23 protein-coding genes are annotated in these 23,055 nt (G+C 67.3%); 17 read left to right on the top strand and 6 right to left on the bottom strand.

The window, feature by feature from the left end:
* Positions 1-256 precede the first annotated feature (256 nt).
* The 4 genes from HPY23_RS09315 to HPY23_RS09300 all read left to right on the top strand — a co-directional run bounded on the left by HPY23_RS09315 (position 257) and on the right by HPY23_RS09300 (position 2,595).
* The gene (locus tag HPY23_RS09315; RefSeq protein ID WP_091887153.1) at positions 257-1,006 is read left to right on the top strand and encodes a DUF5131 family protein; all 750 of its coding nucleotides are present in this window, start codon (positions 257-259) and stop codon (positions 1,004-1,006) included.
* Positions 1,003-1,929, top strand: coding sequence for a three-Cys-motif partner protein TcmP (locus HPY23_RS09310; protein WP_091887155.1), 927 nt, complete (start codon positions 1,003-1,005; stop codon positions 1,927-1,929). The genes HPY23_RS09315 and HPY23_RS09310 overlap by 4 nt, the downstream gene beginning before the upstream one ends.
* A gap of 3 nt (positions 1,930-1,932) precedes the next feature.
* A complete protein-coding gene (locus HPY23_RS09305) occupies positions 1,933-2,157 on the top strand; it encodes a hypothetical protein (RefSeq protein WP_091887157.1) in 225 nt (74 codons plus the stop codon).
* A gap of 72 nt (positions 2,158-2,229) precedes the next feature.
* The gene (locus HPY23_RS09300) at positions 2,230-2,595 is read left to right on the top strand and encodes a hypothetical protein (protein WP_200646640.1); all 366 of its coding nucleotides are present in this window, start codon (positions 2,230-2,232) and stop codon (positions 2,593-2,595) included.
* A 649-nt stretch (positions 2,596-3,244) separates the two neighbouring features.
* Here HPY23_RS09300 and HPY23_RS09295 read toward each other — a convergent pair.
* On the bottom strand, positions 3,245-5,350 hold the full coding sequence (locus tag HPY23_RS09295) for a heavy metal translocating P-type ATPase (RefSeq protein WP_091887161.1): 2,106 nt from the start codon (positions 5,348-5,350) through the stop codon (positions 3,245-3,247).
* 65 nt (positions 5,351-5,415) lie between these two features.
* Between HPY23_RS09295 and HPY23_RS09290 the strand changes: the two genes are divergently transcribed.
* The 6 genes from HPY23_RS09290 to HPY23_RS09265 all read left to right on the top strand — a co-directional run bounded on the left by HPY23_RS09290 (position 5,416) and on the right by HPY23_RS09265 (position 10,076).
* Complete coding sequence (locus tag HPY23_RS09290; protein WP_091887163.1) at positions 5,416-5,838, top strand: MerR family transcriptional regulator; 423 nt, start codon at positions 5,416-5,418, stop codon at positions 5,836-5,838.
* Positions 5,839-6,007: 169 nt separating this feature from the next.
* On the top strand, positions 6,008-6,940 hold the full coding sequence (locus HPY23_RS09285) for a cation diffusion facilitator family transporter (protein ID WP_200601598.1): 933 nt from the start codon (positions 6,008-6,010) through the stop codon (positions 6,938-6,940).
* Positions 6,941-6,947: 7 nt separating this feature from the next.
* Positions 6,948-7,634 (top strand): ZIP family metal transporter, encoded by a 687-nt coding sequence (locus HPY23_RS09280; protein ID WP_091887166.1) that lies wholly within the window; start codon positions 6,948-6,950, stop codon positions 7,632-7,634.
* Between the two features lie 13 nt (positions 7,635-7,647).
* The gene (locus HPY23_RS09275) at positions 7,648-8,394 is read left to right on the top strand and encodes a response regulator transcription factor (RefSeq protein ID WP_091887167.1); all 747 of its coding nucleotides are present in this window, start codon (positions 7,648-7,650) and stop codon (positions 8,392-8,394) included.
* Positions 8,391-9,725 (top strand): ATP-binding protein, encoded by a 1,335-nt coding sequence (locus tag HPY23_RS09270; protein ID WP_091887169.1) that lies wholly within the window; start codon positions 8,391-8,393, stop codon positions 9,723-9,725. Before HPY23_RS09275 ends, HPY23_RS09270 begins: the two co-directional genes overlap by 4 nt.
* Positions 9,726-9,821: 96 nt before the next feature.
* Entirely contained in the window at positions 9,822-10,076 is a 255-nt protein-coding gene (locus tag HPY23_RS09265; RefSeq protein WP_091887170.1) for a hypothetical protein, read from the top strand.
* Positions 10,077-10,287: 211 nt separating this feature from the next.
* Here the strand turns inward: HPY23_RS09265 and HPY23_RS09260 are convergent, their stop codons facing one another.
* Positions 10,288-10,521, bottom strand: a complete 234-nt coding sequence (locus HPY23_RS09260; protein ID WP_091887172.1) for a hypothetical protein — start codon at positions 10,519-10,521, stop codon at positions 10,288-10,290.
* A gap of 833 nt (positions 10,522-11,354) precedes the next feature.
* On the opposite strand from HPY23_RS09260, the gene HPY23_RS09255 reads away from it, so the two are divergent.
* The 4 genes from HPY23_RS09255 to HPY23_RS09240 are packed head-to-tail and all read left to right on the top strand — an operon-like array spanning position 11,355 to position 17,521.
* Entirely contained in the window at positions 11,355-12,746 is a 1,392-nt protein-coding gene (locus HPY23_RS09255; RefSeq protein ID WP_091887176.1) for an efflux RND transporter periplasmic adaptor subunit, read from the top strand.
* An 11-nt stretch (positions 12,747-12,757) separates the two neighbouring features.
* The gene (locus HPY23_RS09250) at positions 12,758-16,006 is read left to right on the top strand and encodes an efflux RND transporter permease subunit (RefSeq protein WP_091887178.1); all 3,249 of its coding nucleotides are present in this window, start codon (positions 12,758-12,760) and stop codon (positions 16,004-16,006) included.
* 26 nt (positions 16,007-16,032) lie between these two features.
* Positions 16,033-16,566 carry a threonyl-trna synthetase gene (locus tag HPY23_RS09245; RefSeq protein ID WP_413231086.1) on the top strand — a complete coding sequence of 178 codons (534 nt, stop codon included), beginning with the start codon at positions 16,033-16,035 and terminating at the stop codon, positions 16,564-16,566.
* A gap of 40 nt (positions 16,567-16,606) precedes the next feature.
* Positions 16,607-17,521: a cation diffusion facilitator family transporter gene (locus HPY23_RS09240; RefSeq protein WP_200601597.1), complete on the top strand. Its 915-nt coding sequence runs from the start codon at positions 16,607-16,609 to the stop codon at positions 17,519-17,521.
* Positions 17,522-18,055: 534 nt separating this feature from the next.
* Here HPY23_RS09240 and HPY23_RS09235 read toward each other — a convergent pair.
* A complete protein-coding gene (locus HPY23_RS09235) occupies positions 18,056-18,736 on the bottom strand; it encodes a hypothetical protein (protein ID WP_139234969.1) in 681 nt (226 codons plus the stop codon).
* Positions 18,737-19,317: 581 nt separating this feature from the next.
* Here HPY23_RS09235 and HPY23_RS09230 point away from each other — a divergent pair.
* Together HPY23_RS09230 and HPY23_RS09225 are read left to right on the top strand one after the other, a co-directional pair.
* Entirely contained in the window at positions 19,318-19,614 is a 297-nt protein-coding gene (locus HPY23_RS09230) for a hypothetical protein (protein ID WP_091887182.1), read from the top strand.
* Positions 19,615-20,065: 451 nt separating this feature from the next.
* Complete coding sequence (locus tag HPY23_RS09225) at positions 20,066-20,377, top strand: hypothetical protein (RefSeq protein ID WP_139234970.1); 312 nt, start codon at positions 20,066-20,068, stop codon at positions 20,375-20,377.
* A 163-nt stretch (positions 20,378-20,540) separates the two neighbouring features.
* Here HPY23_RS09225 and HPY23_RS09220 read toward each other — a convergent pair whose 3' ends face one another.
* The 3 genes from HPY23_RS09220 to HPY23_RS09210 form a co-directional block, all read right to left on the bottom strand.
* Entirely contained in the window at positions 20,541-21,434 is an 894-nt protein-coding gene (locus HPY23_RS09220) for a pPIWI-associating nuclease domain-containing protein (protein ID WP_139234971.1), read from the bottom strand.
* An 88-nt stretch (positions 21,435-21,522) separates the two neighbouring features.
* Entirely contained in the window at positions 21,523-21,969 is a 447-nt protein-coding gene (locus HPY23_RS09215; protein ID WP_091887186.1) for a hypothetical protein, read from the bottom strand.
* A complete protein-coding gene (locus HPY23_RS09210; protein ID WP_091887188.1) occupies positions 21,959-22,465 on the bottom strand; it encodes a hypothetical protein in 507 nt (168 codons plus the stop codon). Before HPY23_RS09210 ends, HPY23_RS09215 begins: the two co-directional genes overlap by 11 nt.
* A gap of 121 nt (positions 22,466-22,586) precedes the next feature.
* Between HPY23_RS09210 and HPY23_RS09205 the strand changes: the two genes are divergently transcribed.
* The gene (locus HPY23_RS09205; RefSeq protein WP_200649596.1) at positions 22,587-23,051 is read left to right on the top strand and encodes a hypothetical protein; all 465 of its coding nucleotides are present in this window, start codon (positions 22,587-22,589) and stop codon (positions 23,049-23,051) included.
* The last annotated feature ends 4 nt before the right edge of the window (positions 23,052-23,055 follow it).

The following is a 23,055-nucleotide window of genomic DNA, read 5'->3' as shown; positions in this document are numbered from 1 at the left end:
GCCGGGGGCCGCCCCTTTCGAGTGATACCAGCCTGATACCAGTTTCGGCCCGCTAGGGACGCTGACGTAGCCAGTGCAGGCACGGGCGGCGGAGATCCCGCATGAGGCGCCCGCGACTCGTGAGAACAATCGGATGTCAGAGGTGTCCGAGGCCTCTTGGTCCCTCGCTACCGTGGCGACGATCATATCTTCATCGCGAGGCGCAGCCGCCGTTCTCGCCCTCGCGCGGCGACCTGACCTTTGATAGGTTTTGAGCATGGCTGATGCGACCGCCATCGAGTGGACCGACGCGACTTGGAACCCTGTGACGGGTTGCACCAAGATCAGCCCCGGCTGCGATAACTGCTACGCCGAACGCTTTTCGGAGCGGTTCCGTGGCGTCCCCGGCCACCCCTTTGAAACGGGCTTCGACCTGACCCTGCGCCCAGCGCGCCTGGAGCAGCCTCTGGCGTGGCGCGAGCCCCGCATGATCTTCGTGAACTCCATGTCGGACCTGTTCCACAAGGAGGTGCCCGAGGAGTTCGTCGCGCGTGTCTTCGACACGATGGAGCGCGCGCACTGGCACACGTTCCAGGTCCTGAAGAAGCGCTCCTCCCTCATGTGGGACTTCCTCCAGCGCCGATACGGTACCAGCCGGGGCCCGGCACACATCTGGTGCGGCATATCGGTCGAGGACGGCGTGAGGACCTCACGTATCCGCCATCTGCGCCAGGCGCCGGCCGGCATCCGGTTCCTGTCCATCGAACCCCTGATCGGCCCTGTCGGCCGGCTCAACCTTGACGGCATCGACTGGGTCATCGTGGGCGGCGAGAGCGGTCCCCGGGCCAGGCCGATGGACCCCGAGTGGGTCCGGGAGGTCCGCGACCAGTGTGTCGCAGCCGGCGTGGCGTTCTTCTTCAAGCAATGGGGTGGATTCCGCCCGAAATCCGGTGGTCGCAGCCTGGACGGACGCGAGTGGAGCGAGTTTCCTGTTCCCCCGCGCCCACCCAAGGTTGCCGCCGCATGAGCAAGAAGCCCAAGGAAGGTGTCGGCCCTTGGGCTAAGGAGAAGCTGGACGCACTGGGGAAGTACCTCGGGTTCTACACCAAGGTGCTCAAGAACCAGGGCTGGTGGTGTCGAGGCACCATCTACGTCGACGCGTTCGCCGGCCCCGGGAGGGCAAAGGTTCGGACCAAGTCCAAGGCGGCGCCAGAGATCGGCCTGTTCGACACCGAGCCGGCGGCAGACGCCGCGGCCGTCGAGTACCTGAAAGGCTCGCCCCGCGTCGCGCTGGACATCGAGGACCCGTTCACGCGCTACGTCTTCATCGAGCGCAACCCGGAGCGCGTTGCCGAGCTGCAGGCGCTGGCGGAGGAATACGGTGATACCCGCCGCATCGTCGTCCGAGAGGGCGATGCAGCCACCGAACTCCAAGCCATCCTCGACAGTGGCATCAGCTGGAAGCACCACCGCGCGGTCGTCTTCGTCGACCCCTTTGGCATGCACATCCCGTGGTCGAAGTTGGAGGCCTTGGCGCGGACCGGCGCAATCGAAGTGTTCGTGAACTTCCCGCTGGGCATGGCCATCCAGCGTTTCCTCGTGCGCAGCGGCGACATACGCGAGAACTGGCGGGAGACGCTCGACGCCTTATTCGGGTCACCGGACTGGTGGGATCACGCTTACGAGGAGCGGGATGGGCTGTTCGGGGCCGAGACCCTGAAGCTCGCCGACTCCGGCATCCGGCTGCTGGAGTGGTATCGAGGCCGGTTGAAGGACGCTTTTGGACACGTCTCTCCCGGACGCCTCATCCGGAACACGCAAGGCGGTCACCTGTACTACCTCGTCTGGGCCGGGCCCAATAAGAAGGGGCTGGACGGCGCGCAGCACATCCTGAGCAAGGGCGACCGTGTCTCTCCAACGCGAGCGCGCAAGGGCACGGCGGCCGGGTAGGGCATGAGCGACGCACCCCTCTACCCCTCCCAGGACGGCCCCGGCGCCGGGCGCGTCGTGGAGATCACCGTCCGCGTCATGGTCGGCGCGGACCGGAGCACGGTCGTCGTCCGCCGCGGCGGCGAGCCCGCCATCCTGCACGAGGTCCGCCCGCACGGGGCGGAGGCGGACGGCATCGGCGCCGCCGTCGAGGCCGCCGTGCTAGACGGCGTTAAGCTTTCTAAGTAGTGAACGCGGTTTTTTCAACATTGCGTCGCATTTTAAGAAATCGATTCAGATAAATATGATTCGCGCCAAAGCATGGTGACACCATCGAAAGTCGGGGAATACACCATGCGCATTTTTAAGAAGAACGCCATCAGCGCCGACAAGCTCCGCGCTGAGCTCGAAGAGGCTCGGCGCTTCCAGGAGCAGTGCCTCGCCAGCGGCGTGAACCCCAGCACCTGGATGGAGACCGCTTTCGAGGGAGCCGACTTCGCGTTCGGCTACTGGCCGGATGACACCGGCATCGAGCGGGCCATCCTGAAAGGAGATAATCTCCTGAAGGAAATTGTAGAAGGGAAGGAGGTCGTGCAGTTTCGCGTTCTGCGTGTTCTCTGCCGGGAGCAGGCGGAGGCGGAAGCCATGTCCCAGTTGTGGGGCGACGACCGTCCCAAGGCGGCCTAAGCGGCGCGGGCCTTCCCCGCCCTCCGCTCGGCATCCCGCCGGGCGTAGCGGTCGCCCACCTCAGCGGCATCGCGGGGCAGCCTCTCCTGGCTGGGGGGCGCCTCGCGCAACGCGTGGGCGAGCCGCGGGCTAAGGGGACGACCGGCCGGAGCAGCGGCCTCACAATTCCCCTCCGTCCTGCCCAGCGAACCCCCGGACATTCAGGCGGACATGGGTGATGCCAGTTTACGCCCACGCCACGTACACCCCGATCTAAGGATAGCTGCTCTCCCGAGAGGCTCTCGATCCTAACCTAGAGGGGGAGCTTGCCACATCGCTCGGGAGTTTGCCGCGTGCTGTTTTGACCCGTGCTTTTGACCCCTTGCAGACCTTCAAGCCTACCGGCTTAGACGTCCGCTTGGTAGGAAGAAGCGGGTCTTCGTGCGGCGGTCACGATATCAGCAGGTACGGGCACATGATGCTCACCACCCCGCGCTCGATCAGGTGGCTGCCGAAGTCCAGGCGGGCGGCAGCTTCCGGATGGCTCAACATCGTCGCATCGGCGACGTCGAATTCTGGCCCGCGGTCGAAGGCGCGGAGTATGTCGAATGGGAGCGACGCGGCGCCGGGTGCCCTGTGTGACCGGCCGCGAGGGCGAACACAGTCCGGTTCAAACCTGCATCCGCAGCAGCCGCAGTGCGTTCGCCGTCACTAGGACCGTGGCCCCGGTATCGGCGAGGATGGCCGGCCACAAGCCGGTGATCCCCAGCACCGTCGTGACCAGGAACACCGCCTTCAGGCCCAGCGCGATGGCGACGTTCGCGCGGATATTGGCGAGCGTCCGGCGCGAGAGCTCGATTATGCGGGCTACGTCGGCGACGCGCCCGTGCAGGACCCCCGCGTCGGCCGTCTCCAGCGCCACATCGGTGCCCCCGCCCATGGCGATGCCGACATCGGCGGCCGCCAGCGCCGGCGCGTCGTTGATGCCGTCGCCGACCTTCGCGACGATCGCGCCCCCTGCCATCAACTCGCGCATGATCCGCCGTTTGTCCTCCGGCAAAAGGTCGGCCCGCGCCTCGATGCCGAGCGCCCCCGCCACGGTCCGGGCCGTGCGCGTGTTGTCACCGGTCAGCATGACCGTGCCGACGCCTTGCGACGCGAGGCGGTCGATGCCGGCCTTCGCGTCCTCCCGCGGCTCATCGCGCATCGCGATCAGGCCGCCCAAGGCGCCGTTCACGAGGAGCGCGGCCACCGTCTTGCCTTCACCCTGAAGGTCGGAGACCCGGGCCTCCTGCTGTGCCGTGAACGACGCCCGCGCCGCGCCCTCCCGCGGTGAGCCGAGGAACAGGTCGAGACCCCCGACCTTGCCGGTAACGCCCTTGCCGCCGAGGGCCTGCGCCCCGAAGGCCGGCGGCATGGGAGCCCCGGCCTCCGCGAGCGGGTGCGAGGAGCCGCCCTCCAGCGCGCCGGCAAGCGAGAGCACGTCCCGCCCGGACCGCTCGAACGCCACCACGTCGGTGACGACGGGCTTGCCCTCGGTCAGGGTACCCGTCTTATCGAAGGCGACCATAGTCACCGCGGCCAGCCGCTCCAGCACGGCACCTCCCTTGATGAGCAGGCCTCGGCGCGCCCCGGCCGAGAGCCCAGCCGCGATAGCCGCGGGCGTCGAGATCACCAGGGCGCATGGGCAGCCGATCAACAGGATGGCCAACCCCTTGTAGACCCACTCCCCCCACTCGCAACCCGCGAGAAGCGGCGGGACCACCGCCACCAGGGTGGCCACCGCGACCACGGCGGGGGTGTAGACCCTGGAGAACCGGTTGATCAGGCGCTCCGTCGGCGCCTTCGCTTCCTGTGCCTCCTCGACCAGCCGCACCACCCGGGCGATGGTGTTGTCCCGCGCCGCCGCGGTCACCCGGACGCGCAGCGCCCCGTCGCCGTTGATGGTGCCGGCGAACACCGCGTCGCCGGACTGCTTGCGCCTCGGCACACTCTCACCGGTGACGGGGGCCTCGTCGACCGCGCTCCCGCCCTCGATGACGATGCCGTCGGCCGGCACGCGGTCGCCGGGCCGGACCAGCACGGTCGCCCCGACCCGAAGGCTCGCCGCCGGGACCTTTTCGTTCGCGCCGTCCCGCTCCAGCAGGGCGGTGTCAGGCACCAGGCCGGTGAGCCCTCGGATGCTCGCCCGCGCGCGGCCCGCGGCGACGCCTTCCAGCACCTCGCCGACCAGGAACAGGAAGACTACGGTCGCGGCCTCCTCCGTCGCCCCGATGACGGTCGCGCCGACGGCGGCAATCGTCATCAGCATCTCGATGGAGAACGGGGTGCCGTGCCGGGCCGCCGACAGGGCGCGGCGCGCAATCGGCACCAAGCCGACGGCCATGGCGGCGAGGAAGGCCCAGCGCTCCGTCGCGGAGACGGCGTGGCCGAGCGCGTAGGCTGCCAAGAGGGCTCCGCCGCAAGCGAACGCCAGCAGGGCCTTCGGAGCCCGCCACCAGGGGATCTCGTCGGCCTCCTCCGGTCCGGTGGCGTCGGGATCCTCGGCGCCGTAGCCGAGCCTTCGGACGGTGGTGGCGATGGCGGTCGCGTCGCTGCCGGGACCGTGGTGCACCGCGAGCGTCTCCGTGGCGATGGAGACCTGCACCTGCATGACGTCCGGGAGGCGGCGTACAGCAGCTTCGACCTTGGCCGCGCATGACGCACAGTCCATCCCGGTCACCCGCAGGCGAGTCGTCGGGGCTTCGGTCCTGTCCAGGGTTGCTGCGTCGGTCAAGGTCGGGTGCCTTCCATCTCGTCGGGGCAACCCTAATTCCTCTAGCGACTAGAGGAGCAAGCGCCTTGAAGACCATCGCCATCGGGGAATTGTCACGGCAGGCCTCCGTGAAGGTGCCGACCATCCGGTTCTACGAGGAGCGCGGGCTCTTGCCGCGCGCGTCCCGGACGGAGGGCAACAGGCGGACCTACGGTGCGGCCGACGTGCGCAGGCTCCGGTTCATCCGGCACGCGCGCGAACTCGGCTTCGAGATCGAGGACATCAGGGCGCTACTCGACCTCGCCGAGCAGCCAGAGCGTCCTTGTGGGGAGGTGGACGCCATCGCCCGCCGGCACCTCGCCGACATCGACGACCGAATCGCGCGGCTCACCGGGCTACGGGCAGAAATCCGCTCGATGCTCGACCAGTGCTCGCAGGGACGCATCCGGGAATGCCGCATCGTCGAGGTTCTGGCCGATCACGGCGAATGTCTGCACGAGGAGCACTGACACAACTCCCGAACGGTTCCTTCGATGACCGTGTGACGGCCCCAGTCGGGAGGCGAGGAATTCTCTCATGCCTTCGATAAAAGCCCTTGCTCCTCCAGTCGCTAGAGGAGCTAGGCCTGCCGCACTGGTTGGATGCCTATCGAGGGCTTGGAAGCGAGCGCATCTCCTGATGACCGAACACGCAGATCACTCCGCCCATGGTAGAGATGGGCACGGCCATGCCCATGCACCCACCGATTTCGGCAAGGCCTTCGCCATCGGCATCGGCTTGAACATCGCCTTCGTGCTCATCGAGGCGATCTACGGCGTATGGAGCAACTCCCTCGCCCTCGTCGCCGATGCAGGCCACAACCTCTCGGACGTGCTCGGGCTCGCCGTCGCCTGCGCCGCGGCGGTTCTCGGGAACCGGGCTCCGACGGCTCGTTACACTTACGGCATGAAGGGGTCGTCGATCATGGCGGCCCTGTTCAACGCGGTCATCCTGCTGGTCGCCATGGGCGCCATCGCTTGGGAGGCCGTCCGGCGCTTCGCGGAGCCCGCACCCGTGGCCGGGATCACGGTAATGGTCGTCGCCGGCATCGGCATCCTGGTCAACGGCGTCACGGCTTGGCTGTTCGCATCGGGACGCAAGGGCGATCTCAACGTGAAGGGCGCCTTCCTCCACATGGCCGCCGATGCCGCCGTCTCGGCCGGTGTCGTCGTCGCCGGCCTGCTGATTACCCTGACGGGATGGCGCTGGGTCGATCCGGTCACCAGCCTGGCCATCGCCGCGATGGTCGTGTGGAGTACCTGGGGTCTTCTGCGCGAGAGCGTGCGGATGTCGCTCGACGCGGTACCTTCCGGGATCGACCCCGGCGCCGTGCGCGCCCATCTGAGAGACCTCGACGGCGTCACGGCCGTCCACGACCTGCACGTCTGGCCGATGAGCACCACCGAGGTCGCGCTGACCAGCCATCTCGTGATGCCGGCCGGGGCGGACGACACCTTCCTGATGAGGGCCGCGCACGAATTGAAGGACCGCTTCGGGATCGCCCACGTCACCCTGCAGGTGGAGACCAGCGAGGCGACCGCTTGTGCGCTGGCCCCGGACGGCGTGGTCTGAGCCTGTCATGCAAGCCTGGATCTACACCCTCATCCCGGCGGCGACCGCCGTCCTCGGCGCGGCGGTCGCCGTCAACCTGCGGCCGGGCCCCGTCCTGGTCAGCGCCATCCAGCACTTCGCCGCGGGCGTCGTCTTCGCCGCGGCGGCGGGCGAGATCCTGCCCGATCTCAAGCATGCCGGGTCGCCCTGGGCCACTCTGGTCGGCGGCGCCGTTGGCGTGGCGGTCATGCTCGTGGTTCGCCTGCTGGAGCGTCGCCTGAAGGGGCCGGTCGGGCTCCTGACCGTCACTGGCATCGACATCCTGGTCGACGGGCTCGTCCTCGGCATCGCTTTCGCGGCGGGCGCCAAGGTCGGTCTCCTGCTCACGGTCGCCCTGACCATCGAGGTACTGTTCCTCGGCCTGACCGTCGCGAACGAACTCGGCGAGGGCGGAACCTCGAAGGGCCGGGTGGTCGGCCTGACCGCCGCTCTCGCCGTCCTCCTGCCGCTCGGCGCGCTGCTTGGCGGCCCGGTCGCCGCGCTGCCCGCCGCGATCCGCGGGGCCTTCCTGGCGTTCGGCCTCGTCGCGCTCCTCTACCTCGTCACGGAGGAACTCCTGGTCGAGGCGCACGAGACGGAGGATCGGCCCTGGGTGACGGCGATGTTCTTCGCGGGCTTCCTGCTGCTCCTGCTGCTGGACGACATGGTCGGGTGAGGGAGAGCCGATAATGGCGGCCGGTGACGGACACGGAACGGTTGATGGCGGTCCGCACCTGCTCCTCGTCGAGGACGACGACGGGATGCGCGTGCTGGTCACCCGCCTCCTGCGCGAGAGCGGTTTCCGGGTCACCGGCTGCCGAAGCGGTGCCGAGATGTGGTCGCTCCTGCCTGACCTCGCCATCGACCTCGTGCTGCTCGACGTGATGCTGCCTGGAGCTTCAGGCTTCGACCTGCTCCGGGCTTTGCGTGCGAGAGGTACGCTTCCCGTCATCATGCTCAGCGCCCGAAACGAGGAGGCCGACCGCGTCCTCGGGCTGGAACTCGGCGCCGACGACTACATCGCCAAGCCGTTCGGCCGACCGGAACTCCTCGCCCGCATCCGGGCGGTGCTGCGACGCTCGGCCATCGTTCCCACACTTGTCGCCGCGGCGCGACCGGAGGCGCTCGCATTCGCCGGCTGGCGGCTCGACCTGCGCAGCCGCGCGCTCACCGATCCGGAGGGCGTCGCCGTAGACTTGTCGGGCGCCGAGCACGACCTGCTTCTGGTCTTCCTGGAGCATCCCGGGCGGGTGCTCGGTCGCGATCAGATCCTGGAGATGAGCCGGGGGCGCCTTGCCGCGCCCTCGGACCGCAGCGTCGACACCCTGGTGAGCCGCTTGCGGCGCAAGCTCGAACCGCCCGAGGGGGCGGCCCCCGTCATCAAAACGGTGCGCGGCTCGGGCTATATGCTGGCCGCCAAGGTCGAGCGGGCATGAGGGGGCTCGCCGGCCTCGCCCGCAGCCTGGAGGGGCGCACCGTCGCCGTCTTGCTCCTCGCCGTCCTTCTCGTTCATGGTGGGGCGCTCGCGATCTACCGTCACTCCGCCGTCGCGGCGGCGGACGAGGCTTTCGCCACAGAGGTTGCCCGTCACCTCATCCTGGCGCGCGAGGCGGTCCTGAGGCGTCCTCCCGAGGCCCGCGGCACTGAGGCCAAGGCCCTGTCCTCGAACCACTTTGAGATCGGCTGGGAACCTCAAGACCGGTCCGGTCCGGCCCCGGCGATCGATCCGGCGCTTCGGGACCTGCGCGACCGCCTCCTGGCCCTCGAACCGGTCCTCGGCCCTGCGCTCTCTCTCACCCTGGAGGCGCCGGACGAACCGCTCCATCGGCAGGACCTCCGCGGAACCGTCCAGCTCCCCGACGGGAGTGCCCTGACCTTCCGCTCGGCCCACGCGCCGAGCCTGGTGCCGTTGGCGCCCTGGGCGTCCCTTGCGACCGCGATGGCCGTCCTCGTCGGGGTGGCCGCCGTCGTCCTGATGCACCGGATCGCCGGGCCCCTGCGCGAGTTGACCCGGGCCACCGGCCGGATCGGGCACGGCGCTCCGGTTCGGGTGCCCGAGATCGGACCGGACGAGATCCGCGGGATCGGCCGGGCCCTCAACGCGATGCAGGCGCGCATCCACCGGCTTGTCGGGGAGCGGACCCAGGCCCTCGCGGCTGTCTCTCACGACCTGCGCACGCCCATCGGCCGGCTGCGCCTGCGTCTCGACCGCATGGAGGACGAGGGCGAGCGACGCGCCATGGAAGCAGATCTCGACGAGATGCAGGCGATGGTCGACGCCACGCTCGCCTACATGCGCGGCGACGACGACCCCGAGGCGCGCAGGGTCACCAACTTGGCGAGCCTCCTCATGGGCGTCGCCGACGCCTCCTCGGATACGGGCCGGGACGTCGCCTTCGACGGACCGAGCCGCACCCTGGCCACGGTGCGGCCCGTGGCCTTCCGGCGCGCTCTGGAGAACCTCGTCGATAACGGCGTGCGCTACGGGACCCGGGTGCGCATCGGTCTGGAGGTCGGGGATGCGGAACTGGTGCTGCGGATCGACGACGATGGTCCAGGCATCCCGTCGGCGGAGATCGCCCGTGCCTTCGAGCCGTTCACGCGGCTGGAGGGCTCCCGGAACCGCGACAACGGCGGCACGGGGCTCGGCCTCACCATCGCCAAGCGGGCCATCGATGCCGAGGGCGGCACGATCAACCTTGGCAACCGCCCCGGTGGCGGCCTGCGGGCCGAGATCCGCCTGCCGCGAGCAGGTCCACGCGGCTGACACACTTCGTCACGAACGCGGCGAACGGGGGACAATAGGCCCGGCTATCTCACCTCTCGACGCGGCCGACGCCGCACGGACACGAGGGACAGACTGATGAAGCGCATGATGCCCGCCATCCTCGCGATGGGCATGCTGACAGGGGCCGCGGCGCCCGCGCTCGCCCTCGACGGCCACGGCAACGCAACGAACCCCGAGCGGGGGGTGCCGAACACCGGCACTATCTCGGGCGGCCCGGCTCACCGCGACGACCCGCGGGTCCGCGAGGCACAGGAGAGGCGGCCCGACGGCTCACCCGCACATTTCGAGAAGGACGGTCACGCGCACGGGCACAGCCACGGCAAGAAGTGACACCCCGGTGCGGGCGAGAGGAGGGAGCGGGATGCGGATGTTGCCTCTGCTCCTCGTCTTCACGCTGCTTGCGGCGGGCATCGGCTATGCGCTGGCCGAACCCGCGCCCGCCCTGGACCTTGCTCGCGGTGCACCTTCGCCCCCCTCACGCACCGCGACAAGCCCGCCCCGGCTCATGCCGGGGCGGGTCCCATAAACCAGTAGGCGGGACTCAGTGGTCGAAGTGGTGATGATGATGGTGCGGCCGCTCTCCATAGTATCGCCGGCCCTCGTACCCGCGCGGGTGATGGTGCCGGACGACGACGTCCTCGTGGTTCCCGTGTCGGTAAACCTCGATGTGGTCGTGGTGGCGTCGGGTGGCGTAACCTCCCTCGTAGTATTGGGCAGAGGCCGCGACCGGGGCGAGGGCCAGGACCGCGACAAGGCCGGCGAGGACCGTCTTCATGGGATGCTCCGAAGTTCCGTCAGGAACCGACATCCTGTTCCTGCCGGATTGAACGCGTCGTGACGCCGGCGTTCACGGTCGAGCCACACTCGCCCTCCGGAACCGTCGCGGGCCGAAGGTCAGTGGTGCTCGTGCGCGATCGGAGTTTCGCGAAAGTGCTCGCACATCGTCGCGCCGTGGGTGCGCCATAGATGCGAAGCGACGTCGCGAGGAACCCAGCATTCGCCCCGTCGAGGACAGGACAATCTCGTCCATGCCAGGTTCGATGGCGCGAGGGGAAGCCTTGTGCGAACTGGGTTCGATGGCACATAAGGCTGGAGATGGTTTCTGGGCACGCGCATAGCCGCCGAGGCGCGGCACGAGGATGGTGGGCGGTCGCCGTCCAGCTGCTCGCGCTCGTCCTCGCCTTGTCGCTGGTCGCGCCCAGCGCCGGCTACGCGGACGATCTCGCCTACCACGTCGGCGGCCAGGGTCTCGCGCAAGGGCATGCCCCCGAGATGGCGAGCGTCGACGCCCCATCCGATGCGAGGACGTCCGATCCCGGCCTGGTTTGCCACCTCCATTGTGGCTGCCATCAGGCCGCCACCGTTACGGCCGCTCTGGCGGAACCCGTCTTCGACGGCGTGCGTCCGCACTACCCGGGGTTGATCGAGACGGCCTCCTCCCTCGCACCCGACCGTCTGCCGAGACCCCCGCGCGCGTGAGGTGACGCCGCCTTTCCGCGGCGTGTGTCCTCGCCCGGTGCTGCCTGCGGCGCCGGCCTCCTTCACGCGAACAGACGGGACAGCCCGTGACCGCCCCTCAGGGCGTCCGGCACCCGGCCGAGCCTCTCCATGCGCATCCTCCTGGCCGCTCTCCTCCTGGCCGCCGGCATCGCCATCGGCGCCGTCATCCCCCCTGTATCCGGCTTTGTCAGAGGCACCCTCAGCGTTGCAGGCGTGCCGCCATCCCTGCTCGCTTTCACCTCTCCCCCCGAGCCGCCCAAGGTCGCCGCACCCAAGGCCGCTGCCCCGCAAGCCGACCATGCCGAAGGTGAAGGCCAAGATGACGGCCATGCCCACGGCAAGGCCGACACCAATCACGGCAAGCCGGGCGACGACGCCCACGGCGAGCACGCGCATTCCGAGGCCGAGGGCGAGGAAGGTCACGTCAAGATGACCGCCGAGCAGGTCGAAACCCAGGATATCAAGGTGGCCAACGCCGAGGGCGGGACGCTGTCGCGGCACATCCTGGTGCCCGGCACCATCACGCCCGACACCGACCGCATCGCCCGGGTGCCGGCCAAGGTCGTCGGAACCGTGGCCGAGATGCGCAAGCGCCTCGGCGACGCCGTGAAGAAGGACGAGGTCGTGGCCGTCCTCGACAGCCGCGAGGTCGCCGACGCCAAGAGCGAGTATCTCACCGCGGTGGTGCGGGCCGAGCTGGAGAAGACCAACTTCGACCGCCAGCAGGCGCTCTGGGACAAGCGCGTCTCGGCCGAGTCGGCCTACCTGAACGCCAAGGCCGTCTACACCGAGGCCACCCTGCGCCAGGATCTCGCCCGCCAGAAGCTCTCGGCGCTCGGCCTGAACGCCGCGGAGGTGGCGAAGCTCGCCAAGCGGGACGAGACGACACCGAACGCATCGACACTGCGTCAGTACGAGCTGCGCTCGCCCCTGTCGGGACGTATCGTCGAGCGCAAGGTCGACGTCGGCACGTCCGTCGGCAAGGAGGGCGATCCGTCCGACGTCTATACGGTGGCCGACCTCTCGACGGTGTGGATCGAGCTCTCGGTCTCGACCGCCGACCTGCCCCAGGTGCGCGAGGGTGCAGTGGTGACCGTCACCCCAAGCCAGGAGGGTGGCGAGCGCCACGAGCAGGGCAAAGTCATCTTCGTCAGCCCGCTCCTGAACGCCGAGACCCGCGCCGCCCGGGTGGTCGTCGCGCTCCCGAACAGGGACATGGCTTGGCGCCCCGGCACCTTCGTCACCGCCGAGGTCGAGATCGCCCGTGACCAGGTTCCAGTGCGGGTGGCAAAGGCCGCGCTCCAGACCATCGAGGGCAAGCGCGTCGTCTTCGTGCGCACCGAAGAAGGCTTCGAGAAGCGCGAGGTCGAACTCGGACGCTCGGACGACGACGCCGTCGAGGTCATGTCCGGCCTCAAGGCCGGCGAGGCCATCGCCGTCGCCAACACCTTCCTCCTCAAGGCCGAGCTCGGGAAGAGCGAAGCCGACCACGCGCATTGAGGAGACGCGCCATGATCTCCCGCATCCTCGACTTTTCGGTCCACCAGCGCTGGCTGGTTCTGCTCCTGTCGCTGCTGGCCGCCGGCTTCGGCGGCTACTCGGTCACCAAGCTGCCGATAGACGCGGTGCCCGACATCACCAACAACCAGGTGCAGATCAACACGACGGCGCCGTCGCTCTCGCCCGTCGACATCGAGAAGCAGGTCACCTACCCGGTCGAGACCGCGCTCGCGGGCATCAAGGGGCTCGAATACACCCGCTCGCTCTCGCGCAACGGCTTCTCGCAGGTCACCGCGGTCTTCGCGGAGAAGCTCGACATCTACTTCGCCCGCCAGCAGGTCGCCGAGCGCCTCGCGCAGGTGAGGCGGGACCTGCCGCCCGGCACCGAGCCCAGCATGGGGCCGATCTCGACGGGCCTGGGCGAAATCTACATGTGGTCGATCCACTATGCGAAGCCCGGTGAGCGCAAGGCCTCGCCCGAAGGCAAGCCGGGCTGGCAACCGGACGGCAGCTACCTGACGCCTGAGGGTCAGCGCCTGAAGTCGGAGCTGGAGCAGACCGCTTACCTGCGCACGGTGCAGGACTGGATCATCCGGCCCCAGATTAAGACCGTGCCGGGAGTGGCCGGCGTCGACGGCATCGGCGGGTTTGAGAAGCAGTACCACGTCCAGCCGAACCCGACGAAGCTCGCCGCCCTTGACCTGTCATTCTCCGACGTCGCCCGGGCGCTCGAGGCGAACAACGCCAACCAGGGCGCGCGCTACCTGGAGGACGACGGCGAGGGCTACGTCGTGCGCGCGGCCGGCCGCCTGGAGACGATGGACGACATCGAGACGGTCGTCGTCGCCACCCGCGGCGGCGTGCCAGTGCGGATCCGGGACATCGCCGAGGTCCGCATCGGGCGCGACCTGCGCACCGGCTCGGGATCCGAGGACGGGCAGGAAGTCGTCATCGGCACCGCGCTGATGCTGATCGGCGAGAACAGCCGCACGGTCGCCGCCGCGGTCGATGCGCGGATGAACGAGATCCGCAAGAGCCTGCCGCCCGGGGTCGAGGTGCAGACCGTCCTCGACCGCACCCGCCTCGTCGAGGCGACGGTCAAGACGGTGGCGAAGAACCTGTCCGAGGGCGCAGCCCTCGTCATCGTTATCCTGTTCCTGCTGCTCGGCAACATCCGGGCCGCCATCATCACGGCCCTGGTCATCCCGGTCGCCATGCTGATGACCATGACCGGCATGGTCGAGGCCAAGATCTCGGCGAACCTGATGAGCCTCGGCGCGCTCGATTTCGGCCTCATCGTCGACGGGGCGGTGATCATCACGGAGAACGCGCTGCGCCATCTCGCCGAGAAGCAGCACGCACTCGGCCGAACCCTCGACACCGAAGAGCGGCTCCAGACCGTGCGCGCCTCGGCCGAGGAGATGATCAAGCCCTCGCTCTACGGGCAAGCCATCATCATCCTGGTCTACGTGCCGCTCCTGACCTTCACCGGAGTCGAGGGCAAAATGTTCGAGCCGATGGCGCTCACCGTCATCATCGCGCTGGCAGCCGCCTTCGTGCTCTCGCTCACCTTCGTGCCGGCGCTGATCGCCATCGTCATCACCGGCAAGGTCACCGAGAAGGACAACCTCATCATCCGGGCACTCAAGGCGGCCTACCGGCCGGCGCTCGCCGCCGCATTGCGGGCGCCCTTCGCCTTCATCGGCCTGGCGCTCCTGCTCCTCGTCGGGGCCGGCTTCCTGTTCACGCGGCTCGGCACCGAGTTCATCCCGCAGCTCGACGAGAAGAGCATCGCGCTCAACGCCACCCGCGTCCCCTCGACCTCGCTGACGCAATCCCAGGCGATGCAGCTCAGGGTCGAGAAGGCGGTCTCGGCGTTCCCGCAGGTGGCCTATGTCTTCTCGAAGACCGGTACCGCCGAGGTCGCCTCTGACCCGATGCCGCCGAACTCGTCCGACACTTTCGTCATCCTCAAGCCGCAGGAGGAATGGCCGGATCCGAGCCTATCCAAGACCGAGTTGCAGGAGCAGATCGAGGCCGCCGTCGGCACGCTCGCCGGCAACGTCTACGAGTTCTCGCAGCCGATCCAGCTGCGCTTCAACGAGCTGCTCGCCGGCACCCGCGGCGACCTCGCCGTGAAGGTGTTCGGCGAGGAGTTCGCACCGATGCTGAAGGCGGCGAATCAGGTCGCGACTGCGCTGAAGGGCATCGACGGGGCCGAGGACGTCAAGGTCGAGCAGACGGCTGGCCTGCCGTTCCTGGAGATCACGATCAACAAGGCCGAGGCCGCCCGCTACGGCCTGAGCACCGGCGCGATCCAGGAGGTCATCGGGGCGGCCATCGGCGGCCGCGAGGCGGGCGTGGTGTTCGAGGGCGACCGGCGCTTCCCCATCGTGGTGCGGCTCACCGACAAGGTGCGTGAGGACCGTGAGGCGCTGGAGAACATCCCGGTGCCACTGCCGCCGGGGCCGGGCGGCCGGGCCGCCTCGGTCCTTCTCAAGCAAGTGGCGCGTTTCTTGGTCACCGAGGGACCGAACCAGATCAGCCGGGAGAACGGCAAGCGCCGGGTGGTGGTGACGGCGAACGTCCGTGGCCGCGACATCGGCTCGCTCGTCGCGGAGGCCCAGGCCAAGGTCGCAAGCCAGGTGCAGTTGCCGCCGGGCTACTACGTGACCTGGGGCGGGCAGTTCGAGAACCTCGCCTCGGCCAAGCAGCGGCTGATGGTGGTGGTGCCGGTCTGCTTCTTCCTAATCTTTCTCCTGCTCTACTCGGCGCTCGGCTCTCCCCGGGACGCGCTCCTGGTGTTCAGCGCGGTGCCGCTGGCACTCACCGGAGGCATCGCCGCCCTGTGGCTGCGCGGCATGCCGGTCTCGGTGCCGGCGGCGGTCGGGTTCATCGCACTCTCGGGCGTGGCGGTGCTGAACGGTCTCGTGATGCTGACCTTCATCAAGCAGCTCGTCGCCGAGGGACGGTCGAAGCGGGAGGCCATCCTGGAAGGCGCGATGACGCGCCTGCGGCCTGTGGCGATGACGGCGCTCGTTGCCTCGCTCGGTTTCGTGCCGATGGCGATTGCCACCGAGACGGGCGCCGAGATCCAGCGGCCGCTCGCCACCGTGGTCATCGGCGGGCTGATCAGCGCGACCCTGCTGACGCTGATCGTGCTGCCGGCGCTCTACGCTCGGTTCGGCAAGGTCGCCGCGACTAAGCCGGCGGCGCAGCCACAGGAGGCGGCGTCACGCCACCTCAAGGCGGCGGAGTAGCCGGCATGCGCCGGCGTACGGAGGGGATGGCTACCATGGCCGTTCTCGCCCTGACGCATGCCGCGTTCGCCGGGAACGATCCGTCCGGCGAGGCCCCGTTCGGCCTCGCCTGGGGACCGGTAAGCGCCGTGGCGCGGCCGCTCAGGGCCGACCGCGAGGCGAACCTGACCGCCCTGTACTACCCGCGCGGCTGGCGTCCGGCGACCGGGACGGCGACCGCGCAGGTCGTCCTGGTCGTGTGTCGGGACGAGGGCTTGCAGCAGGTAGTCTGGGTCGGGCTGCCGCTCTCCGGAGAGGCTCTCGCGCGGGCCCGGCGCGCCATCCACGACGAAGGCGTCCGCCGCTACGGCGAGCCGGAACCGGGAGGCGCGGCCGATGCCGAGTTCTGGCGCGGCGGCCGGGCGCTCCTGGCCAGCCGCGAAACCGACGGAGGTCGGCGCGAGCTGGTCACGACCGTCTTTGGACCCGGTTTTGCTGCCTGTTCCGAGACCCACCACGCCGAGGCCGGGCATCCGGCCGGCGCGCACGTCGCTGACCTGATCGGCACGGCCGGCCCCTGAGCCGGATGCCTCCACCCTCGCATCGGAGAACGAGCGAACCATGGGACACGGACACTCGCACGGCGGCATCCCCTCGGGCTCGGCGGCGGGGAGGAACAAGAGCCGCCTCGCCTGGGCGCTCGCCCTGACCCTGACCTACATGGCCGCCGAGGTCGTCGGCGGCCTTCTCACCGGCAGCCTCGCGCTGCTGGCCGACGCTGCGCACATGGTCACGGATGCCGGCGGCCTCGCGCTGTCGCTGCTCGCCATCCACTACGCGGCCAAGGCGCCGACGCCGGGCAAGAGCTTCGGTTACATGCGCTTTGAGATCCTGGCGGCGCTCGCCAACGCGGTCGTGCTGCTCGGAGTGACGGCTTACATCCTCTACGAGGCCTACCGCCGGTTCGTGGAGCCGAACGAAATCCTCGGCTGGCCGATGATGCTGGTGGCGCTCGTCGGCCTCGGCGTGAACCTCGTCAGCATGAAGTTGCTGGCCGGCGGTTCGTCCGAGAGCCTCAACGTCAAGGGCGCCTATTTCGAGGTGTTCTCGGACATGCTCGGCTCGGTCGGCGTCATCCTCGCGGCCCTTGTAGTCATGGCGACCGGCTGGGCCTGGGTCGACCCGCTGGTCGGAGCCGGCATAGGCCTCTTCATCGTGCCGCGTACTTGGCGCCTTCTGAACGAGGCGCTCCACATCCTGCTGGAAGGCACGCCGCCCGGCGTCGACCTCGCCACGCTCAAGGCCGAGATCGAGGCGATACCGGGCGTACGCCGCGCCTCCGACCTTCACGCCTGGACGCTGACCTCGGGCTTCGACGCGATGAGCGGGCACGTAGTCGTGGACGACCTTGCCAGCGGACCCGGCGTGATCCGGACGATCCGACAACTGATGAAGGAGCGCTACGGCATCGAGCACGTCACCGTCCAGGTCGAGGACGAGGCGCTCGCGGCCGAGGCTGCCATCCTTCCGGTCTGAAAGGGTTTGACCGAAATGGGCAAGAAGGCCTCTCGCCGGTGGGAGGACTGGGGTTCGAGCCCACGCGGGAGGCGGCGGGTCCGCCCGCATGTTCGGAAAGCGGCGGACCGCTTTTTGATTGCGGTGGTCGCTACAATGCTAATCCCACTCGCACTGCTCGTCTTGCTCAGGTGGTGCGCTTGAGGTCTCTCGCCAACGACTGCTGTTGGACGAAAGCGGATATTCTAGAAACCCCATCCAAAGGTCCGGAAGTGGCGCGAAGCCGAAATTTGTGATGTTGAACTCCCGAGCCTTTCGGGGTGCCATGGTAACTCCTCCGAAGGCTCACATGGGGCGAATGGCCCTGTCCCGCTGCGATAACGTCACGGTCATCGTGCGGCGGCTGATTTCACGGATAGGCAGGGGAGGGGCTCCGATACCCAGCTGAGAAGATAGGCTGACGGACTACGACCCGCTGCCTCTCATGGAAGGGGAGGGGACGGTTGGCTGGTCACGTCAACATTTTACTTTATTATCTGGTAGGATCTACGAAGCCTACGGTAAGCGCTCAGGAATAAAGCCTGCTCGGATCTGCTTGGGCATAGCTGGCCAGTGTGCGTTCCAGGCGCTATGAGCGCACTCTCGGCTGGCGTAGGCTTTTCGGCACAGCCGCGCGATCTGCTCTCCGGTCAAACGTCCGCGCTCCATAAGCGCATCGGCTATCGCCTTGATAGCAGCGGACCCCGGCTTCGACCGCACTAGAGCGGTGGCTCTTAATTCGGACAGTCGTAGTAGTGCTTGCTGCTCTTCGTATGGTAAATCCCAGGCATCAACCAACCCTTGGGCATGGCGCATGTCTTGTATGCCGCCCGCCAACATACAGGCGCTCGCCGAAGCATGTCGATAGTGCGCTTCAGCTGCAATACCTGCAAAGCAATTAATAAGTTCTACATCTCGGTTTATGGCACGGAGGTAGTTGGAGTAAGCCTGTTCCTCTGCAGAACCTACGGTCAGCATAGGGCCATACGGATAGCCATGAATGTCGTATCCTTCGACTATGCCTTCGCAGTCGCGAATAACTACGCCCTTGCGGTTCCTTACAGTCTTGCCGGCGCGGACCTCATCAACAGTGAGGACTAAGGCACGATCCGTTTTATGTCCGAAGTACCATCGCGTCAAAGCATGTCCGGCTTCGTGGTGGCAGGTCAGCCGGCGACGGCCTTTCGTCCGAGCCATTTTCCTAAGTGCTCCTGGGGGTAGCGTTCCGGCACATGCCGGACTAGATGCCCATGCTTCACCATCGTGCAGGATAAAACTTGAAGCTTGATTTAAAGGGGGCCGTTCGCCGGGGGCATTGTTGACTATGATAGATGCTTTTTCCACGACGCTGCGGGCCAGGGACTCCGTTCGCCGGCAAAATGGGGATCCACTGCCATAACCGTATCACCCCCCCTGGGCTTGGCGTTTTCGACCCCTCTCCAAGGGGGAAAGTGCGTGATGGCGGAAACGCCTGACCGCGGGCCGAACCCGTGGCTTTTGGGGGTTGTTGGCGCCAGACTCCGTAGCTCAGCTGGATAGAGAAGCCGCCTTCTAAGCGGCCGATTGCAGGCTCCGCCGGACCCATTTCCCGCTATGCGGAGCAGCCGCCGGACCGGCGGCCAGGCCCAACTCGGACGGCACTCGGACGGCCGGAACCGCGCCACAGGGCGCTCGGACGGCGTTGGGTGGCGCTTTCGGCCCTCGGCACTCGTTCCTCGCGTCCCGTATGGCGATCATGCCCTGACCGCGGGGCGTCGCCCCCGGATTCGGAGGGTGTCATGTTCGTCTGGACTATCGGGGATGCCGTCGCCCTTACCGGGCTGGCCGGGTGCGCGCTATTCGTGGCGGGGATGGTCGCCTACGACTGGGCGGGCCGGCAGGTCTCGCGGCTAGTGCCGCCCAAGCCAGGCCAGCGATGGGTCGACCGGCAGGGGGATGTCTACGAGATCGACGAGGTCATCGGGGGCGTCGTGCGGCATACCCGCCGATGGCAGATCCACCGCTTCCCGGGCGAGGAGCCGCTAGCCCGGTTCCGCTCGCGTCGTTTGAGGCTGGTCGGACGGCGCGCGAGCTGACACGCCGCCGGCATGACCGACGCGCCCATCTACCCCTCACAGGACGAACCCCGGTACCGGCGCGGTCATCGTCCGCCGCGGCGGGGGTCCGGCACTCCTTAACGAGGTCCGCCCGCACGGGGCGGAGGCGGACGGCCCGGGACGCCGTCGAGGCAGCCGTCCGTGAAAAAATCTGCGCCCTCAAAAGTTAACGGCGGGCCTCGGACGGGTCGCTGGAATGACTTCTATAGAAGTCATTTGGGAGAACGTACCAAGAACCTGACTTACACAGAAGACACTAATACTTGGCATTTTATGAACTAAATTAATCTTTCCAAGTGGTAAACGCAGATTCTTGAGCATTGCATCGAATTTTACGGTTTTGATTCAGTCGAATGTGATGCGCCCCTCGGCACGATGCCATCATCGCAACCAAGGGAGCACAGCAATGCGCGTTACCTATGAGGCCGACATGGACGGCCAGACCCTCCGCTCCGAGCTCGAAGAGGCTCGCGTCATCCAGGAGCAGTGCCTCGCCAGCGGCGTGAACCATAGCGTCTGGATGAAGGCTGCCTTCGACGGAGCCGACCTCGCGTTCGGCTACTGGAAGGAGGACAGCGGCTGGGTGCGGGGCCTCCTGAAGGGCGAGGCGACGCTGCAGAGGATCGCAGCGGGGAGCGAGGCTTTTAAGGCTCGAATCCTCCGCGTCCCCTGCCGCGAGGCGGCGGAGGCGGAGGCCATGTGCCAGGTGTGGGGCGACGACCGCCCCGCCGAGGCCGCCTAACCGGCCTTGGCCTTCCCCGCCCGCCGCTCGGCATCCCGCCGGGCGTAGCGGGCGCCCACCTCGGCGGCATCGCGGGGCGGCCCCTCCTGACAGGGGGCCGCCCCGCGCAGAGCGTTGGCGAACCGCGGCGCGAGGGAGATGACAAGACGGGTACTATCGAAAATTACTCCTCATCTGGTCCATCAAACCAAGAATCTGTGTTTACCCCCGACACGATAACAGCATTTCGGAGGTCGCGAGGTTCTTCAACGGGAACTTCAAATTCGACGGCGAACGGAAAGCTTGTGCTCATCTCTGCGCCATCTCCACGCCTCACATCAGCATTCGAGCCATACTGCAGGAGAACACTAACAGTTCCTGACGCTTGATACTTTACGAACTGTGCGCCGATATCAAGAACTCGCGTATCGTCGGTATGAACCTCTTCAAGATAATGATGCGAAGCTAGCTCGTCGATTTCGCCGATAGTTTCCGACATAAGGGTATCAACTGCTTCTTCGTCTAAAGCCTCAATCAGAGGTTCGAGAAGAATACTCCGGCAGTCATGATATGCAGACAAAAGTTCCTCGACAGCCGAAACTGACCGATTTATTTCGGCGGACTGAGATGCTGGATCTATCACAACTGTGTCTGCTCGCACATGAACATGCTTGCTTAAGCGGTTAAACGCCTGCATCAAGCTTTTACGCAGTGGATCGGGATCAAGGCCGAGCTCATCGACCAGAAAGTCGTCACTCAGCCCTACCTGAAGCCAGTATTTAATGCGTTGTGCGCGTGTCGGCTTGTCCTGGCCGCTCTCAAGCTGGAACCATGGGCAGGCGGAGACAGCAGTGTCAGGCGACAGCGTACCCATTATATGCTCGAAGAACACCCTAACCGCGACAGAAAAATAGTTGAGCCTGAGAAAGTTATTATGATCATCAATAACTCCTGCGGCGCTATCGAGCAGTTTTTTAGAAAAATCATCAGGAGCTAAGTCTTTAAGGCCTCGAAGTATCTCTTCTGGAGTGCGACTGGAGCTGCTTGTATTGGATCGTACGGAGATGGTGTTGTTCATCAGACCAATGCCTATCATAGCTTGCCCTATGAGTTCATACTTGGTTTCGGCGGGCAAGCGGGCTCTGAGGTTGTGGCGCTCGCCTCCCTCAGGTCCTGTCGTTCTGATGGGAGAGCGCGCGGACGGCGGCTGCCAGGATCGCGCGGCACTCTCGGTGGGGCCCGTCTCGGTGGGGGAGCTCCTCGTGCCAGCCGGTCTCCGCGATGCCGTCCGGGGGCCACTCCCTTGCCAGGCGCTCGCCGTCGGGGCCGTCGTAGTCCGGACCGATGCTGGCGTGCCCCGTCCGGGCGCAGGTACCGCTGACGACGTAGAAGCCCGGCAGCGCCTGCCGGACGAAGGCGCGGGCCGGTTCCAGCGCGGTCGTGTACGGCGGAGTGACGCCCTCGCTCGTGTGCGGACCGGTGCCGAGGAGGCGAGCCAGGATACAGGCGAGCTCCCAGTCCTGCCACGCGCAGCCAGCGCCAGGGGCGACTAGGCCGCTGGCAACCGATGCCAGCTGCTTCCTGCGGCAGGCGCGAGCGACGTCAGTGCTCATGTCGGGCTCCCAGCGGGAGCATGGCGGGGCGGCCGCCGATTGCCGCGGCCCCGGCGAGGAAAGCGCCATAGACCCGGACGGCCTCGTCGGCCGGCACGCCGTGCTCGGGCGTCAGGACGACGTCGGGGCGGGAGCCGAACGAGATGACGACGGCGTAGCGCTGTTCGGTCTCGGGCTGCGGGACGGGCTCGTCCTCGTCCTTAACGAGCCCCTTGCACAGGTCCTCGACGATGGCGTTGAGCTCGCCCTTGAACCACTGGCGGTCACGCCGGACCCGCTCAAACGCGGTCAGTTTCTCGTGCGCCACCTCCGCAGGAACGACGACGTCGAAGCGCGCCCTGGCTCCGTCGTTGCGTGTCGCCGCGAGGGCAAATCCCACCTCGTCGACGTTCTCTACCTCTAGGAGGAAGCAATAGCCGGCCCGCCGAAGGAGGGTGTCCTCCGCCTTGTCGATGGCATCCTTAATGAAGTCCTCTTCCGGAACTCGAATGCCCATGTCCGTCCCCGGGAATCCTCAATTGGGGCAGCGTACGGATTCGCGATGCGAGGAACCTAAGGGCCGCGCGAGGGAAACTTGACATTTCATTTACCGTCTCCGATATTGAGACACAGGCGAGATGGTCGACACCGGGCCGCTGGACACCCTGACGGGAGCAAACATCATGGCCACGGCCATCCGCTATGACCGCCCTTCCATATTCCGCGACGCCTGGGCCCGCGCGAAAGCCGCCGCAGCCGAGGCCGCCGAGAGCGTCCGCCCCTTCTTCGGGACCGCCCTGCCCGCCGCCAAGGCCGCCCTGGCCGCCTCCGCGCCGGCGCCGGCCGGGCCGCGCCGCTACGAGCATCGCGACGGTGCCTACGCGACGCTCTACAGGCGCGTGCGCGCCATCGAGGGCCAGTACCACGTCACGGTCCTTGCGCTGCAGCCGGACGGCACCGAGCACGTCGCCGGCGCTGTGCTGCTATATCCTAAAAGATACGGTCATTCGTCATTCGGGGTTGATGGACGAGAGGCGGGCTCGAAGCCCGCTTCGTCGTTTGGGGTTGATAGACGCCCAGGCCACAGGCAGGAAACAGCGTGAGGCG

The sequence above is a fragment of the Methylobacterium ajmalii genome, assembly GCF_016613415.1.
Lineage (GTDB): Bacteria > Pseudomonadota > Alphaproteobacteria > Rhizobiales > Beijerinckiaceae > Methylobacterium > Methylobacterium ajmalii.
Note: the sequence above shows the minus strand (reverse complement) of the source record. Positions and strands in the feature narration are given on the sequence as shown.